The 16,384-nt window shown below is 44.0% G+C and carries 10 protein-coding genes and 1 other RNA gene; 7 read left to right on the forward strand and 4 right to left on the reverse strand.

The features are described from left to right. Positions 1–61 precede the first annotated feature (61 nt). The 4 genes from IEY48_RS16965 to IEY48_RS16980 all read right to left on the reverse strand — a co-directional run bounded on the left by IEY48_RS16965 (position 62) and on the right by IEY48_RS16980 (position 4,813). On the reverse strand, positions 62–2,524 hold the full coding sequence (locus IEY48_RS16965; protein WP_188922468.1) for a peptidase associated/transthyretin-like domain-containing protein: 2,463 nt from the start codon (positions 2,522–2,524) through the stop codon (positions 62–64). Between the two features lie 59 nt (positions 2,525–2,583). Then, positions 2,584–4,035: a glycerophosphodiester phosphodiesterase gene (locus tag IEY48_RS16970; RefSeq protein WP_188922470.1), complete on the reverse strand. Its 1,452-nt coding sequence runs from the start codon at positions 4,033–4,035 to the stop codon at positions 2,584–2,586. A 239-nt stretch (positions 4,036–4,274) separates the two neighbouring features. Further along, a non-coding RNA gene (gene ssrS / locus IEY48_RS16975) (6S RNA) lies at positions 4,275–4,456 on the reverse strand. Positions 4,457–4,504: 48 nt separating this feature from the next. Continuing rightward, positions 4,505–4,813 carry a cell division protein ZapA gene (locus IEY48_RS16980; protein ID WP_188922472.1) on the reverse strand — a complete coding sequence of 103 codons (309 nt, stop codon included), beginning with the start codon at positions 4,811–4,813 and terminating at the stop codon, positions 4,505–4,507. 235 nt (positions 4,814–5,048) lie between these two features. Between IEY48_RS16980 and IEY48_RS16985 the strand changes: the two genes are divergently transcribed. The 7 genes from IEY48_RS16985 (at position 5,049) to IEY48_RS17015 (ending at position 15,640) form a co-directional block, all read left to right on the forward strand. Then, positions 5,049–5,624: a UPF0149 family protein gene (locus IEY48_RS16985; RefSeq protein ID WP_188922474.1), complete on the forward strand. Its 576-nt coding sequence runs from the start codon at positions 5,049–5,051 to the stop codon at positions 5,622–5,624. 30 nt (positions 5,625–5,654) lie between these two features. Continuing rightward, positions 5,655–6,977 carry a UbiH/UbiF/VisC/COQ6 family ubiquinone biosynthesis hydroxylase gene (locus IEY48_RS16990; RefSeq protein ID WP_188922476.1) on the forward strand — a complete coding sequence of 441 codons (1,323 nt, stop codon included), beginning with the start codon at positions 5,655–5,657 and terminating at the stop codon, positions 6,975–6,977. Positions 6,978–7,001: 24 nt separating this feature from the next. After that, a complete protein-coding gene (locus IEY48_RS16995; RefSeq protein ID WP_188922478.1) occupies positions 7,002–8,225 on the forward strand; it encodes an FAD-dependent oxidoreductase in 1,224 nt (407 codons plus the stop codon). Between the two features lie 221 nt (positions 8,226–8,446). Further along, on the forward strand, positions 8,447–9,541 hold the full coding sequence (gene gcvT / locus IEY48_RS17000; protein ID WP_188922480.1) for a glycine cleavage system aminomethyltransferase GcvT: 1,095 nt from the start codon (positions 8,447–8,449) through the stop codon (positions 9,539–9,541). A gap of 143 nt (positions 9,542–9,684) precedes the next feature. Then, positions 9,685–10,074, forward strand: coding sequence for a glycine cleavage system protein GcvH (gene gcvH, locus IEY48_RS17005; protein ID WP_188922482.1), 390 nt, complete (start codon positions 9,685–9,687; stop codon positions 10,072–10,074). Between the two features lie 227 nt (positions 10,075–10,301). Continuing rightward, positions 10,302–13,190, forward strand: a complete 2,889-nt coding sequence (gene gcvP, locus IEY48_RS17010) for an aminomethyl-transferring glycine dehydrogenase (RefSeq protein WP_188922484.1) — start codon at positions 10,302–10,304, stop codon at positions 13,188–13,190. 644 nt (positions 13,191–13,834) lie between these two features. Next, positions 13,835–15,640 (forward strand): retron Ec67 family RNA-directed DNA polymerase/endonuclease, encoded by a 1,806-nt coding sequence (locus IEY48_RS17015; RefSeq protein ID WP_229786549.1) that lies wholly within the window; start codon positions 13,835–13,837, stop codon positions 15,638–15,640. The last annotated feature ends 744 nt before the right edge of the window (positions 15,641–16,384 follow it).

Raw genomic sequence — 16,384 nt, forward strand, 5'->3', positions numbered from 1 at the left:
ACATCCTATAATCTTTGCGTGAATGCTTGCTGCTTTGTGTTTTTATTTACAACACCGCGACTTAAAAATTGAATTCAAACTCAGTCTCATCGGCCTTGAGGTAAACCCACTTTCTAATGGTCGTTTGTCCTGGTGCTGAAACTTTAATGTCATAACTGCCCGCGGGTAGCATCATGCCGGGTTGGTATTTGGGTTTGATGCTCATCACTGAAATGCTGGCATTAGCAATATTGGTCTTAATGGTCAGCGGCAGTAATGCCGAGCTTTTAGCTGATGATTTGCGTGGTTTACTCACGTCATGTGCTGGCATTACCGCTAAATCAAAACGGTTAATTGGGTCGCTAATGGCATCAAACCCAGTGGTAATCAATAAGTGTTGATCAATCGATGAGCCAACGGGTTGCACCATAGGCAGAGTCACTAATAGCCATTTAAGGGTGTATGAAATCGTCGCAGAGTCATTCTTTTCCATTTGATCAAAAAAGTAATGCAACGACGAGCCCGGCATAGTGTATTGGTTGCCGCCCATGGATAAAGGCACTACAAAAATTGATGCCAGTAAAAGGGCCGATATTGCTGGTTTGATTAAACGATTCGGTTTAGCGATTGGTGTTGTCGACGACCTTTTTGCTTGCACAAGCTCTACAGCTTTCATCGGTAATTTCAATACCGTTAACAGTACGAGCGCTAAGCTAATCGACATCGATATCGGTGGGATAATCGTTGACCTTAATGCCGATTTACCCGTTGATTCAAACACTCCTCCATCGGCAAATTCAGCTTGTTGAGCCTCAAGTACATTAAGGTACTCAAGGGTTTTACGTTTAATGTTTGGTTCAATAATATGTTGTTTAAATTCGCGATTGTTCCAGTCGGCCAGTGTTGGGTTTACATAAAGCTCTTTCATTTCAGTTTCAATACGTTGTTGAATATCGCTCTGCTTTTGAAAGGCTTGCCAGCTCAAATTTGGTGGCATATCGCTGCCTTTGGCTTTCATGCTTGAACGCCACTTTGCATCAGCTTGCTGCCGGACTTTTTTGGCGACGGCAATATCAAAGCTGTTGCGGTCGGTGATTGACCAAGATGGCGATAAAGTTAAGCCTTTTTGCTTTAGCTGTTTATTCACTTTTACGCTGGTGAGTTCATGGACTCTAAAGTCATGGATGGAGTTAATCCCTAATGGGTAACCGCCTGACTCTTTTATAAAGTCTGGCGCCATTTTTACCATCAATACCTTTTTATAATGGTTAACGTCGTTGGTATACACCATGCGATGATCTTTAAAGCCGGCATCGCCACCGGTAATCGCATCGGCCGCCTGCATTGCGGTATATAGGCCTAGGGTCATAATCCCTGAGAGAATAGAGTTGCCGACGTTTTCAGAGGTTGAGATCTCCTCGCGAATAAGCCAATCGTCAGGCGGAATATAAGGGATACTGTATTTGGCGATTTCTTTGTCGTAGCCTTTTTGCAGTCGCTCAAAGCAGCGATCTTTACTGCTGCCACTCTTCTTTTCGGCACATTTATTACGGCGTTCAAAATAGTCATACAGTTTTGGCGCAATTTTTTGTGCTCGAGATTCTACCCGAGCTTCATAAGCCTTGGTCCCTTGCTGATATTTCTCCCAGCCTTGTTTAACTTGGTTTTGCGTATCAAGCCAGTACTCATCAGAGCGAGTTTGTACACTGGCAAGCGCTTGGTTGTATTGATTAGAACCTGAGGCGTACTCTGTGTATTTATCACGCAGAGTTTGGCGAAAATTATCGTATTGACCATAATGCTCATCAAAGCGAGACATCGCGCGATCGCGAACAAGCTTCTCCATGATCAAGCGTTTCTTTTGTGTTAAGTCTGCTACCAATTGGTCGTCAGCGTAAACTAAACCACCAAAAACCGATAAAAAGGTTTTCTCAGTCGCGTTGTGAGTTTTATTGGGGTCGTATTCTATGCCTTCAAACTTAATGGAGTTTTCAATCAATGCACTGCGCAGTATTTGAGACAAGTACGCTTGTTGGCGCTCTTCAGAGGTAGATGCATCAATAATAAAATGATCCACTAACCACTTTTGACCAAAAAACACCGTTGGCCATACCATCACCGCAATCAACGCAAAATACCCGAACGCGCGGCTGACATTAGCCAGCTTTTTACCTTTTAATAATAAATCTGCCAGCAGTAAGGTTACCCCAATACCACTGATGGTTCGGCCAAATAATTCCACCACACGTAGGTCTTCAAAGGTGGCATTACGCCCACCCGCAACGTCGGTTAACGCTGCATTAAACACCGCCTCAGGAAACAAATACACTAGCGAGCAGATAAACATTAACAACATCCACCAAAAGGGTTTGCCTGTCTGGGATATTTGGGCCTCTACCGTTTGTTTTTTGGCGGCTTTTGCTGCACTTGATTGTTGATGTTTTTGTACTTTCTTTAGCTCTTTTGCCGCAGATTCCATTTTTTGCTGTGTAGGTGCGCTGTTAAGCAGGTTTGTCGCAAATGGACTTTTGTTATGCTCAGTCATAGTCGTATTTATCAGCCATTATTTTTTAATTTTTATGTAACCTGAGCTCAGGTTATGTATTACTGCGAACGTGTCGGCAACTTCAAAATAATTGTTTCGCCGGTGTCGTTATCAATCTTTTCATCGGTAATCGTCGGAAATCCATGCTCTAACAATGGCGTCGGTATATTGTTAGCCACAGGGGCAACTGGCGCGCTATTGATGGCCTTAAGGCCTGCGTTTAGCGACAAGTAGTAACCTTCGTGTTGATAGCCGCGCATTTCGTCAAAACGGTCAAAGTCGGCATCTTGCGGTAAAGATGTAATGTAACGACCCACAGGGCTTATTGCCTGGTATTGCTTAGCCGGTATTGCGGCATTAAATAATCGCTGGCAAATGTTGTAAGGCGTTGCATCGACAATCGCCCCATCTGGCAACGTTGATGGGGATAATTTAACTAACTGAGATTGATGATATTCGCTGCCATTTAGGGAGTAGGTATAAACTTTCATTCCCAGTTGATGAGCGTCATGTTTAACGTTTGAGTGCTGCATAAAACTGCGTATATCCAAGTGGATCCCTGAATTACTTCCGAGCTTTCTGTGCAATGCCGACAGTGATGATTTTGAGGTGTAGTCTTTGTAGCGAGAGCGATAACGTTTAGTGCCATAGCGACCGGCTAGCTCGAGGTTATTTTGGTTATCTAAATAGTAAGCGTCGTTTTTGACGCCTTTACGTAAATCGGCGGCTAATTTTTCAACACTGGTAGGGTGGCCACCCTGAATAAACCCTAAATACACCGACGGGTTAATGCCTCGCAGTTTATAAAGCGTTTCTTGATTGGTTGAAGAATAATAAAACCCACCTAAGCCAATGTATCTTCGCAACATATTATCAAGCTCAACTAACTTTTGACCGTTGGTGTCGGATTTAATCTCTACATTGAGTTGTTGATTGTTATGGCGATATGCGGCAAAGGTTTTAAAGGCTTCAACAGCGGTAATAGGGCGTTGATTGAGTAAATTGTTACTGTGCTTGTCTCGCAGCTTAAGGTTAGAGAACTCTTTAAAGCTCATGCGGTTTAGCTTGAAACGTTCGCCGGTGTAATACACGGTGGCACGGCCTGTTTGGCTATCGTGATGATTAACCCAGGTGCCGTCTTTAAGCAGCATCACGTCAATTTCAACACTGTTAAAGTTGTCGTTTAATGCAGACGCGATGGCATTGGCGCTGCTCTCAGGTTGGCGAAAATCGCCGCGGTGGGCTGATATTTCTAACGGGCATTGAGCAGTAGACAACATTTTTATATTGCCGCTGTTAGCCAGATATAAATTTCGGTCAGCTAAACTCAATTGAGTATCAATAATATTTGCGCCCTGAGTGAGTGCATCCGTAGGGAAATGGGATAGCTCAGCAGGCGTAGTATTAATGGGTTTAACTGGGGTAGGAGTGGATTTACAACCGGTTAAAGTGAACAGTAGAACAACAATAATGGTGCAGTAAACCTTAATGATAACGCCACGACTTATCATAGTTCATGTTTACAAGTTATTAATATTTAATGTTTTATACATTAACAACTGCGTTAAAACAACCTTGTAAGACTAAGTAATTAGTTTGACACGTTAAATTGTGAAGGTAATCTGTGTTGTCTATTTGAAAGTCATACCAATAGGAGTATTTGAATAACCCATTCATTAACGGGTTACAGAGTGATTAGCGCCAGGAGGTGTTGCTTAATCAGCGCAAAAGAGTGGTACAAAAAATTAGGATGCTCCCCAAAATACCGCTGCCGGCGTAGCCCTTGAACCGTAGGTTCAAGGCGGGTAAATGTTCATTTCCTAAGGCTTCTCGGTACGAGCCGAGCATGCACAATGTCAACAAAAGCATTCACCCTGGGTTTGTAAGTATCGGCACAGGGACATAGCCAACTCGCGCATATCCCAGGGAGCAAAACAGGGTAGAATTAAGTCATGTTTAACTTAGCTCTGAATTCTTAGTTTAGTCATCCTTGCGGCTTCGTTCAACCAACGATGTTTCTAATGTTGCTTGTAATAACGAAATACGCTCATCCATTTGCGCCATATATTGCTTATTTTTTTGTTTTTCTTCAAACAATTCATTGCCAATGTTCAGTGCAGCCATAATGGCTAATTCTTCACGGCTTAAATTGTTAGTACGCGACTTTAAGGTGGTCAGTTGACTTTCAACTTCTCTGGCCACAGTCCGTAGGGCATCTTCTCGTCCTTTTGGACATGCGATAGAGTAGGTGCGTCCCAAAAGGGTAATTTCAACAGCACTGTTACTCATAATGTCGCCTCAGATCCCTTAGTCAGTTCGCGAACTATATAGGGCTGAATTTAAAAGCGCAAGGCAAGGGCAACGGTTTTTAACTATTTGCTGATTGAGTGAACAAATCGCCTGCAATCACTCATGCAGATTGGTATTACTATTCACAAATTTGAGCACAACCTGCGCTAGTATTTGGAGCATTATAGTAACTCTGCTAGCATTGAGACTGATATCGCGCTATTAGGAAAAAACCATGGCAACCCCACCTTCGTTATGTATCGAAAAACTTAAACAAGCCTTAGATGCGGCCGAAATTGGCCAGCACCCCGTAGAAGTGCACGGTGCACTTGTTGGGCTAATTTGTGGTGGCGTAAAACAAGACCATATGGCGTGGCTAAAACCATTGGTTGAGCTAATGAATGACGGCCAAGCCTTAGAACATAATTTACAGCATTTAATTACTGAGCTTTATCAAGACACCGTAGCCCGTTTGGCTGATTTTGAATTTGGCTTTACTTTATTACTGCCAGAGGAAGAGGTCTCGCTTAGCCAACGCGTTGAAGCGTTAGCACTGTGGACTCAAAGCTTTTTAACTGGCATTGCCATTATTCAGCCAGAACTGGCTAAAGCATCACCGGACGTGCGTGAAGTGATTAAAGACTTAGCTGAAATCGCCCAGGTTGAGTTTGATGTTGGTGATGATGATGAGTCAGAAGCGGCTTATATTGAACTGCAAGAGTTTGTCAGAATGTCGGCCATTTTATGTTACTCAGAGTTTGGCCTAGACATGCCATTAAATGACACCGACAAATCATCAACTATTCATTAATTTTTATCGGTATTAGCCGCGGCGCAGCAAATGACCACAGCACACAATTCAACTCAAGCTCAAGCCGTCGACATTGCTATTGTCGGTGGTGCGATGGCGGGAGCAACGCTCGCCCTAGGGCTGGCTCAGTTATCTGCCACTTTGGCTCGTCCGCTTCGTATTGCCTTAATTGAAGCTCATGTTGCTGACAATAAACACCCAGGGTTCGACGCTCGCTCCATTGCCATTGCTCATGGCTCTATTTTTGAGTTAAGCCGTTTAGGTATTTGGCCAAAGCTCAAACATTTAGGCACGCCAATTGAAAATATCCATGTGTCTGATCGCGGCCACTTTGGTATGACCGAGCTTAACGCCCAGCCATTAGGCTTAGATGCGCTAGGGCAGGTGGTTGAGCTGGCTAAAGTCGGTAGCGTGCTGCTTGATGAACTGGCTAAATCGTCTGTACAAGTATATTGCCCCGCTAAAGTCACCGATATACAGGCTCAACAAGATGGGCATGTATTGTCGTTAGATGACGGCAGCCAATTACATTGCAAATTGCTGGTGGCCGCAGACGGTGCGCACTCAGTGGTGCGCCAGTATTTAGGCCAAACAACTGAACAAGTTGATTTTCAGCAAACGGCCATCGTTGCCAATGTCACCACCAATCAACCGCATCAACATTGGGCCTATGAGCGCTTTACCCAAACCGGCCCGCTTGCCTTATTGCCTATGCAAAACATGGCAACATCAGCGATGCAAGCCAAAGAGCCCTCAGCGCAATTAAAAGACCCCTCAACTCAATTAAAACAGTCCTCAGCGCAATTAACTGCCAAAGGACAATCGCGCTATTCGTTAGTGTGGGCATTGCCGCCTGCGCAAGCGGATGACTTAAAAAATGCCGATAAAAGCGAATTTTTAGCCGCATTACAACTTGCCTTTGGCCACAGAGCTGGGCGCTTTGTTGATGTTGGCCAGCGTGTCAGTTATCCGCTTACCTTGTCGTACATGCCAAGGCCGATATATCACCGTTGTGTGTTTGCCGGTAATGCCGCACAAACCTTGCACCCTATTGCAGGGCAAGGCTTTAACTTAGGCCTGCGTGATGTGGTGGGCTTGTTAGATGTCATAGAACAGGCTATTGCTCAAACTCATGGTGAAGTCGATCTTGGCAGCAGCGATATCGTGCATCAGTATTTGGCCGCACGCCAACAAGATCGCGACAGCACTTTACGTAACATCGAATTTTTAGTCCGTGGCTTTTCCAATCAATATTGGCCATTAGTGGCTGGGCGCAATATTGGCCTGCGTTTATTGTCTTGGCTACCGCCGTTAAAACGCCCTGTAGCACAAACCGCCATGGGCTGGCGTTAACTCATTTTAAGGTAAGGATTGACCATGTTTTCAACCAAAACATATGATGTAGCCATCGTCGGCGGTGGTATGGTCGGGCTCGCAACGGCTATCGGTTTAGCCAATGCCGATTTGAATGTCGTGGTAATAGATGCGGGTACAACCCAGGCCGTCAGTGGCGAACCTAAATTACGCGTTAGCGCCATTAACAAAGCCAGTCAGCAACTGCTGGAAAACCTTGGTGCATGGCAATACCTCGACGACAGCCGCATTAGCCCATATCAAAAAATGTCAGTGTGGGACAAAGACGGCCTAGGCAAAATTGAATTTGATGCCCACAGCATTAGCGAAACCTACCTAGGCTCGATTATTGAAAACGATGCTATTAGTCATGCCCTTGCCAAACGCGCCAGCGAAATCACTAACCTTACCCACATAGAAGAACAGCGCCTTGAGCGTGTGGCCTTTGGTGATCGCGAAGCATGGCTCACACTCGCTAATGGTGACAACGTCAGCGCTGCGGTTGTGGTTGCTGCAGACGGTGCCAATTCGTGGGTGCGCCAACAATGCAGTATTCCATTAACATTTTGGGACTACGGCCACCATGCCATAGTGGCAACCGTGCGCACCGAACTCGCTCACGATGCTACCGCCAGACAAGCTTTTTTACCCGGCGGCCCATTAGCCATGCTGCCACTGTACGAAGATAACTTATGTTCCATCGTATGGTCGGTGTCGCCCGAGCAAGCCGAACACCTACAAGCCTTAGATGATGTTGAATTTGGCAAAGCCTTAACCGCTGCCTTAGATGGCCGATTAGGAGTGTGTAGCGTTGAGAGCGAGCGGCAATCATTCCCACTGCGTATGCGCTATGCGCGTCATTTTGCTCGCCATCGTTTGGTGCTAGCAGGTGATGCTGCCCATACTATTCATCCATTAGCCGGTCAGGGCGTAAACCTTGGCTTTTTAGACGCCGCCAGCATTGTCGACACCTTTACTGAACTGCATGAACAAGGTAAAGATTTAGGCGAATATAGCCATTTACGTGCACTTGAACGTTGGCGTAAAGCCGACGCCATGGAGATGATTGCCACCATGGAAGGTTTTAAAAGACTGTTTGCCGGCAGCAATCCGCTTAAAAAAGCCATTCGCGATATCGGTCTAACCCTAGTTGATAATGTTGCTGGGCTGAAAACAGTGTTCATCAGACAGGCTATGGGCAATAAAATGACATTACCTAAACTTTGTCGTGAGCCAATTTCATCTTAGCTAATATAGAAACTTGTTTAATATCAGACAATACAGTTAAATCAGTCATTTTATTGTAAAAAGCATGTGTAACAAAAATCACAGCAATGGATTAGCTAAACTAATGCGATTACGCTCGGATTAGAAAATTTTTTTGTATACAAAACAAGTCTGCGGAGTATAATTTTCAGCGCATTTTATCAAAGACCTACATAAGAAAGGCCTCAAAAAAAGGGATAATAATGGCTAGCAAAACTGTACTTTTTAACAAGCATTTAGAATCAAAAGCCAAAATGGTTGATTTTCACGGTTGGGAAATGCCGATTAATTACGGCTCTCAAATCGAAGAACACCATGCAGTGCGTCAAGATGCGGGCATGTTCGATGTATCGCACATGACAGTCGTTGACGTAACCGGCAGCGAGGCTTGTGCCTTTTTACGTAAGTTACTTGCTAACGATGTTGCCAAACTCACCGTGCCAGGCAAAGCCCTTTACGGTGGCATGCTAGACGAAACCGCTGGCATCATCGACGACCTTATCACCTATTACCTCACCGACACCCATTACCGTGTTGTGGTTAACTCAGCCACACGCGACAAAGACTTAGCGTGGATCAACAAACAAGCCGCTGCGTTTGATGTTGTGGTTACCGAGCGACCTGAGCTGGCAATGATTGCCGTTCAAGGCCCTAACGCTAAAGCCAAAGCCGCACAGGTGTTCAGCGCCGACCAAAATGCAGCCGTAGACGGCATGAAGCCATTTTTTGGTGTGCAATCAGGCAATCTATTTATTGCTACAACTGGTTACACCGGCGAAGCAGGCTACGAAATCATTGTTCCAGAAGCCGAAGCAGAAGCTTTATGGCAAGCATTATTAGACACAGGCGTTAAGCCATGCGGCCTTGGTGCACGTGACACTTTACGTTTAGAAGCGGGCATGAACCTTTACGGTCAAGACATGGATGAGTCAATTAATCCATTAGCCGCCAACATGGGCTGGACTGTCGCATGGGAGTCAAGCGAGCGTGACTTTATTGGCCGCGAAGCACTGACCGCCATTAAAGCTGCTGGCACTGAAAAATTAGTCGGTTTAGTCATGGAAGAGAAAGGCGTTTTACGCCATGATATGGCAGTGTTCTTTACCGACGCAGACGGTGTAGAACATCAAGGTGTGATCACCAGCGGTTCGTTTTCGCCAACGTTAGGTTACTCTATCGCTATGGCCCGCGTGCCTAATGGTATTGGCGCTACCGCTGAAGTTGAAATGCGTAAAAAGCGCGTCACGGTCAACGTGATTGCACCCAGCTTTGTACGCAACGGTAAACAAGCCTTTTAAGTGTGAGTAAACCACAGCTGCGCTAGGATGTTAGGGTGTATTGGGCATCAGCAACAACATAGCATTCACTCAAGTCGGGTTGTGGTTTACCCCAAAAAATTAATTGATTAAGAATTAGAACATCAGATAAAGGAACAACAACAATGAGCACTATTCCAGCAGACTTGAAATATGCATCTTCACACGAATGGATCCGTAAAGAAGCAGACGGTAGCTACACCGTAGGTATCACTGAGCATGCTCAAGAGCTTCTAGGCGACATGGTATTCGTAGAACTACCAGAAGTAGGCGACACAGTAACTGCTGGTGAAGACTGCGCAGTAGCTGAGTCAGTTAAAGCTGCATCAGACATTTACGCGCCAATTTCTGGTGACGTGATTGCCGTTAACGAAGCATTAGAAGACTCGCCAGAGTTAGTGAACAGCGACGCTTACGGCGACGGTTGGTTCTTCCGCGTAATGCCATCTGATGAGTCAGACGTTGATGCATTACTTGATGCAGACGGTTATCAAGAAGTGATTGACGAAGAATAATCGCCAACCACAGGAAGCTCCCTAGGGAGCTTCTTTGCTATGTCACTTTAGCGTTTAGCTAAAGAGACTGGCAATTGCCGCGTTATTGCACCTTTGGCAGCGATAAGCCAAGGGCAATTGTGCTGCATATAAAACCCTTCACGGGTTAGACACGTATTACACGTTTTCACCCTTTTCCAGTTCTGTGCCCTACCGCCTTAACTGGTCAATTTGGAACAAGGTTTATCATGACCAAGCAAACCCTGACACAACTAGAACAGCACGAACTTTTCCTGACTCGTCACATCGGCCCAAATGCAGAACAACAACAAGACATGTTGAACTTCATTGGCGCAGAGTCATTAGACGATTTAACCGCACAAACGGTTCCGGGTAAAATTCGCCTACCACAAGATCTCACCATTGGTGATTCATGTGGCGAAGCCGAAGGTATCGCTTATATCCGCGACATAGCAGACAAAAACACTGTGTTTAAAAGCTATATCGGTATGGGTTACTACGGCGTACAAGTGCCAAATGTCATTTTGCGTAACGTGTTTGAAAACCCAGGTTGGTACACAGCGTACACGCCATACCAGCCTGAAATCGCTCAAGGCCGTCTTGAAGCGATTTTAAACTTCCAACAAGTGTCGATGGACCTAACCGGTCTTGACCTTGCATCAGCGTCGTTACTCGACGAAGCCACCGCAGCAGCAGAAGCCATGGCGCTCGCTAAGCGTGTGTCTAAAGCTAAAAAAGCCAACATCTTCTTTGTGGCTGACGATGTGTTCCCGCAAACGCTAGACGTAGTGAAAACCCGTGCAGAATGCTTTGGCTTTGAAGTTGTCGTTGGCCCAGCCAATGAAGCGGTAAATTACGAATTATTTGGTGCCTTATTTCAATACACCAACCGTTACGGCCAAATTACCGATTACACCGACCTGTTTGCCACACTACGCGATAACAAAGTGGTTGTGACCGTAGCTGCCGACATCATGTCGTTAATGCTACTTAAATCACCAGGCGCCATGGGCGCAGACGTGGTATTTGGTAGTGCGCAACGTTTTGGTGTACCAATGGGATACGGCGGGCCACATGCAGCCTTCTTTGTTGCCCGTGACGAACACAAACGCTCAATGCCGGGTCGTATTATTGGTGTGTCTAAAGACACCCGTGGTAACAAAGCCTTACGTATGGCCATGCAAACGCGCGAGCAGCATATTCGCCGCGAAAAAGCCAACTCAAACATTTGTACCGCGCAGATTTTATTAGCCAACATGGCGTCTTTTTATGCGGTGTTCCATGGCCCACATGGCTTAAAAACCATTGCATCACGCATTAACCGTTTAACTGACATTTTAGCCGTAGGCCTACAAGCTAAAGGCGTTAACCTAGTTAACAACACCTGGTTTGACACCATCAGCCTTAAAGATGTTGATGTTGCAGCTATTAATGCGCGCGCTATTGCCGCACAAGTTAACTTACGTATCGATGCCGATGGCATTGTGGGCATCAGCCTAGATGAAACCACTATCCGTAAAGACATCGCAGTATTGTTTGACGTAATCTTAGGCGCAGACCACGGCCTGGATGTTGCCGCACTCGATAGCGACATCGTAGCGAATGGTAGTCAGTCAATTCCTGAAGCACTTGTGCGTCAAGATGCGGTGTTAACTCACCCAACGTTTAATCGCTACCAGAGCGAAACCGAGATGATGCGTTACATCAAGCGTCTCGAGAACAAAGATTTAGCCTTAAACCACTCTATGATTTCGTTAGGTTCGTGCACCATGAAGCTTAACGCCGCCGTAGAAATGCTGCCGGTCAGCTGGCCAGAATTTGCCAACATGCACCCATTCTGCCCGTTAGATCAGGCCCAGGGTTACACGCAGTTAATCAATGAGCTGTCTGAGTTTTTAGTTAAAATCACCGGTTACGATGCCGTGTGTATTCAACCAAACTCAGGCGCACAAGGTGAATACGCAGGCTTGTTAGCCATTAAGAAATACCACGAATCTCGCGGCGACGCGCACCGTGACATTTGCTTAATTCCGCAGTCTGCGCACGGTACCAACCCAGCATCGGCACAACTTGCCGGTATGAAAGTGGTTGTCACCGCCTGTGACAAGCAAGGTAACGTTGATTTAGAAGACTTACGTGCAAAAGCATCAGAGTTAGCCGACAGCTTATCGTGCATCATGATCACGTACCCATCTACTCACGGTGTGTATGAAGAATCAATCCGCGAAGTCTGTGAAATCGTCCATCAATATGGCGGTCAAGTGTACCTAGACGGTGCCAACATGAACGCACAGGTTGGCTTAACATCACCCGGCTTTATCGGCGCAGACGTATCGCACTTAAACCTCCACAAAACCTTTGCTATTCCACATGGCGGCGGCGGACCTGGTATGGGCCCTATTGGTGTTAAAGCTCACCTAGCACCATTTGTAGCCGGCCACACAGTGATTAAACCAGGACGCGAAAGCGACCATAACGGCGCAGTATCTGCTGCACCGTATGGCAGTGCTAGCATCCTGCCAATCAGCTGGATGTACATCAAGCTGTTAGGCACTAAAGGCATTAAGCAATCAACCCAAACGGCCTTGCTAAACGCTAACTACATCATGAAAAAGCTATCAGCCCATTACCCAGTATTATTTACTGGCCGTAATGACCGTGTTGCCCATGAATGTATTATCGATTTACGCCCATTAAAAGAAGCCTCAGGCGTGACTGAAATGGACATCGCAAAGCGTCTAAATGACTATGGTTTCCATGCGCCAACCATGAGCTTCCCTGTTGCGGGCACCTTGATGATTGAGCCAACCGAATCAGAGTCTAAGGTTGAGTTAGACCGCTTCATCGAAGCCATGATTTCGATTCGCGGCGAAATCGCCAAAGTAGAAGCAGGTGAGTGGCCAGTAGACAACAACCCACTGCACAATGCACCGCACACCCTAGCAGACATTATGGACACCGAGTTTGACTCACGTCCGTACAGCCGCGAAGTAGCCGTGTTCCCAACAACAGCAGTTAAGGCCAATAAGTTTTGGCCAACGGTTAATCGTATTGATGATGTTTATGGCGATCGCAACCTCATGTGTAGTTGCGTACCACTTTCAGACTACGAGTAATTGCTGCTTAGTTATAAACCTACAATTAAGATTGTGAGCGTTACAATTAAGTTTGTGAATTCAATTAAGATTGTGAATAACTAGATATCAAAAAAGCGAACCGAGTGGTTCGCTTTTTTATTGACTCCGTCTTAGCTACAATTTACTTAGTCGGTAAATCATTTCTGCCCCAAAACAAGCTAGAGTAAATACTTCACTCACATTTTATTGGAATGCATTTGCCCTACCAAAAGTATCCGAATACAGCACATTTAGAAATTATGATTTACCGTGTGGTTTAACCTCTCAATGTGTTCACTAACCTATTAATTATAAATTGAGTCCCTGAAGAAAGTAAGCGTCCAGTTATCTACACCTTTGCTAGTCATATCGATTCAAATAAATGGATTGAGTACCTAGAAAAGAACGGTCGTAAAAGAAATCAGAACGAGTTATGTTATTTTATTAAAATGGGTGGTTATGTTTTTCTTTTTAAAGTTTTTTCTTTCAAAAAGTTAACTCTTATTGTACATTAAATTTGGCTCACATGCAGATTTGTTGGTTGCGTTTCGCAACCTGTGACAACATTGTCCAAGTGACTCGCCTTCTCGGATTGCTCCATATTGCTTTCCTGAATTACTCGCTAGCGGCGCGTAAGAGTGCATGTGAGCTACTTTTTTGCTTTAACGATTGAAGAGTGTAATTTGATTCATAGAAGAAACTATTTATTACTTAAACAAGCTAAAACAAAACCTCAATTAGCATCGATATTGGGCGTTTCAGCTGCTTTTCTTACCAGAACCTTGTATAAACCTGGTGTAGAGTCACACGTAAATTCGCACTATCATCAATTCGATATTACTAAAAAATCAGGTGGTGTCAGAACAATCAGTGCACCATCAGATGAGTTGAAAGACCTACAACGTAAATTGTCAGATTTACTATTGGATTGTAAAGCAGTTATTCATCTTGATAATAAAATTGAATGCACTCTTTCACATGGCTTTGAACGAAAAAGATCCATAATTACAAATGCTCGTATCCATCGTAACAAAAAAAATGTATTGAATTTGGATTTAGCTGATTTTTTTGGAAGCTTCAATTTTGGTAGAGTTCGTGGATATTTTATTGCCAATAGAGACTGGAAATTAGATCCGCATATAGCAACTATTATTGCTCAAATAGCTTGCTACAAAGACACTCTACCTCAAGGCAGTCCTTGCTCTCCAGTGATTGCTAACCTCATAACTAACAGCCTTGATATTAAACTGTCAAAGTTAGCTAAAAGAAATGGGTGTTCTTATACAAGATATGCTGATGACATAACTTTTTCTACTAGGAAAAAAGCTTTTCCAACAGCCATTGTTAAAGACGTTAAAAATATAACACTAGGTTCAAAAGTATTAGGTGAGATAAGGCGTGCAGGGTTTGCAGTAAACCCCAAAAAAACTAGGTTACAATTTAAAGATTCTAGGCAGGAAGCAACCGGCTTAGTTGTAAATAAAAAGGTCAGTGTTAAATCAGAATATTGGCGTACAACTAGAGCTATGGCTCACTCTCTATTCAAAACAGGAAAATTTCAAGTTGCCGAACAAAATGGCTCTTTTAGAGATGGTCATTTATCAGAGCTAGAAGGTCGATTGACGTTTATCGATTCGGTCGACTTTTATAATAACCTAGAAAATAAGAATCACCCTGAGCCAAAATTCGAACCTAAGGTACACAACGGTCTAAATAAATTTCGTGGCAAACTAAATTCACGAGAAATTGTCTATGGAAGATTTCTGCAATATAAGCACTTTTTTGCAAATGAATATCCTACGATATTAACCGAAGGGAAAACAGATAACGTTTATTTAAAAAGTGCTTTAAGTCGCCTTCAAACTACTTACCCTAAGTTAGTTAACCCTAAATCAGCTAAAGCAAAGTATTCACCAAAGCTAAAGTTCCCTAATTTAAATCGTAAAACTATGTATTTACTCGATCTTGGTGATGGTGCAACACCATTTGTAAGATTTGTTCAAAGATATGCTGATGATTTAAAATACTATGAATGCAAGAAAGCGAAAAATCCAGTAATCTTAGTGCTTGATAATGATACAGGTCCTAAAGAATTATTAAACCATTTAGCTAAAAAAGTTAAATCATGTCCCGATGACATAGCAACGTTAAAAAGTAGCGGGTTTATTCACTTGTTCCATAATCTGTACCTTATTCTGACACCTCTAAATGCTGGAGGAAAAGATTCAGCAATGGAGGACCTTTTTGATGCTGCAACTCTCGGTAAAACTATCAATGGAAAAACTTTTTCAACAGCGAACCATTTTGATGATACTAAACACTTCGGAAAACATGTTTTTTCCACTAAAATTGTGCGTTCAGGTAAATCAAGCATTAATTTTGATAAATTTAAATATATCTTTGATGAAATTGTGAAAGTAAAAATACACTTCTCAAAAATTAAAAATTAAAAATTAAAAATTAAAATTGGTAAATAAGTTCAAAGGCTTCTTTGTATCATTAATGGGCTTCAAGTTGCTTAATTAGTTCTTTGGTCAGTATTTTTTGGTGTTGCTTACCTTTGGTGGAAAGGTTCGAAAACCTTAGAAATTATGAAGAAGCTATAACGCAGTTTGAGAGCAAGCGGGCAGAACCCTGTATGCGGCTCCGCACACGGCGGTTAATTTAGAACGTCTAACGTAAACTCCCTAACTAGGATAATGAACAGCGATCCATCCTTCTCTTAGTGAACATATACTCACTTTCTTAAGATAATCATTACAAATGATAATGCGAAGCATGAGCTTTAGAGTTAAAGATCTAGCGCGTTTCTGTCCATAGGCGTTACTGCTAGCCTTCGCTGACACGGTTCTGCCCCATTGCGCCTTAACGTAAATACTCAGTGGCAAATCGTACCACTGAAATCACCGTACATTTTCTCATGACAGGCCGCTCACAACCGATGCGCGGTTTCTCCCAGTTTTGTGCATTGCTCAATAAGCCATCGGTAATCTCACATATGCATACCTATGCCAGAGGCAAGGACAGGCACCTTATGTAAGGAAAAAGTAATCGTTCGAACGTAAACGTCGTAAACGTCTAGCGAACGGCACCTAGCAATTTATCTTTGCTTGATATTCCACGGCAATAATGACTCAACCTCGGATGAGGTCTCTGCCAAGCCTTGCAGGCACTTGGCGATATACTCATGCACG

The sequence above is a fragment of the Shewanella saliphila genome, from assembly GCF_014648295.1.
Lineage (GTDB): Bacteria > Pseudomonadota > Gammaproteobacteria > Enterobacterales > Shewanellaceae > Shewanella > Shewanella saliphila.

Excerpts from the sequence above, each read along its gene's own strand:
- IEY48_RS16965 (WP_188922468.1), bottom strand. The coding sequence starts at position 2,524 with ATGACTGAGCATAACAAAAGTCCATTTGCGACAAACCTGCTTAACAGC.
- IEY48_RS16970 (WP_188922470.1), bottom strand. The coding sequence starts at position 4,035 with ATGATAAGTCGTGGCGTTATCATTAAGGTTTACTGCACCATTATTGTT.
- IEY48_RS16980 (WP_188922472.1), bottom strand. The coding sequence starts at position 4,813 with ATGAGTAACAGTGCTGTTGAAATTACCCTTTTGGGACGCACCTACTCT.
- IEY48_RS16985 (WP_188922474.1), top strand. The coding sequence starts at position 5,049 with ATGGCAACCCCACCTTCGTTATGTATCGAAAAACTTAAACAAGCCTTA.
- IEY48_RS16990 (WP_188922476.1), top strand. The coding sequence starts at position 5,655 with ATGACCACAGCACACAATTCAACTCAAGCTCAAGCCGTCGACATTGCT.
- IEY48_RS16995 (WP_188922478.1), top strand. The coding sequence starts at position 7,002 with ATGTTTTCAACCAAAACATATGATGTAGCCATCGTCGGCGGTGGTATG.
- gcvT (WP_188922480.1), top strand. The coding sequence starts at position 8,447 with ATGGCTAGCAAAACTGTACTTTTTAACAAGCATTTAGAATCAAAAGCC.
- gcvH (WP_188922482.1), top strand. The coding sequence starts at position 9,685 with ATGAGCACTATTCCAGCAGACTTGAAATATGCATCTTCACACGAATGG.
- gcvP (WP_188922484.1), top strand. The coding sequence starts at position 10,302 with ATGACCAAGCAAACCCTGACACAACTAGAACAGCACGAACTTTTCCTG.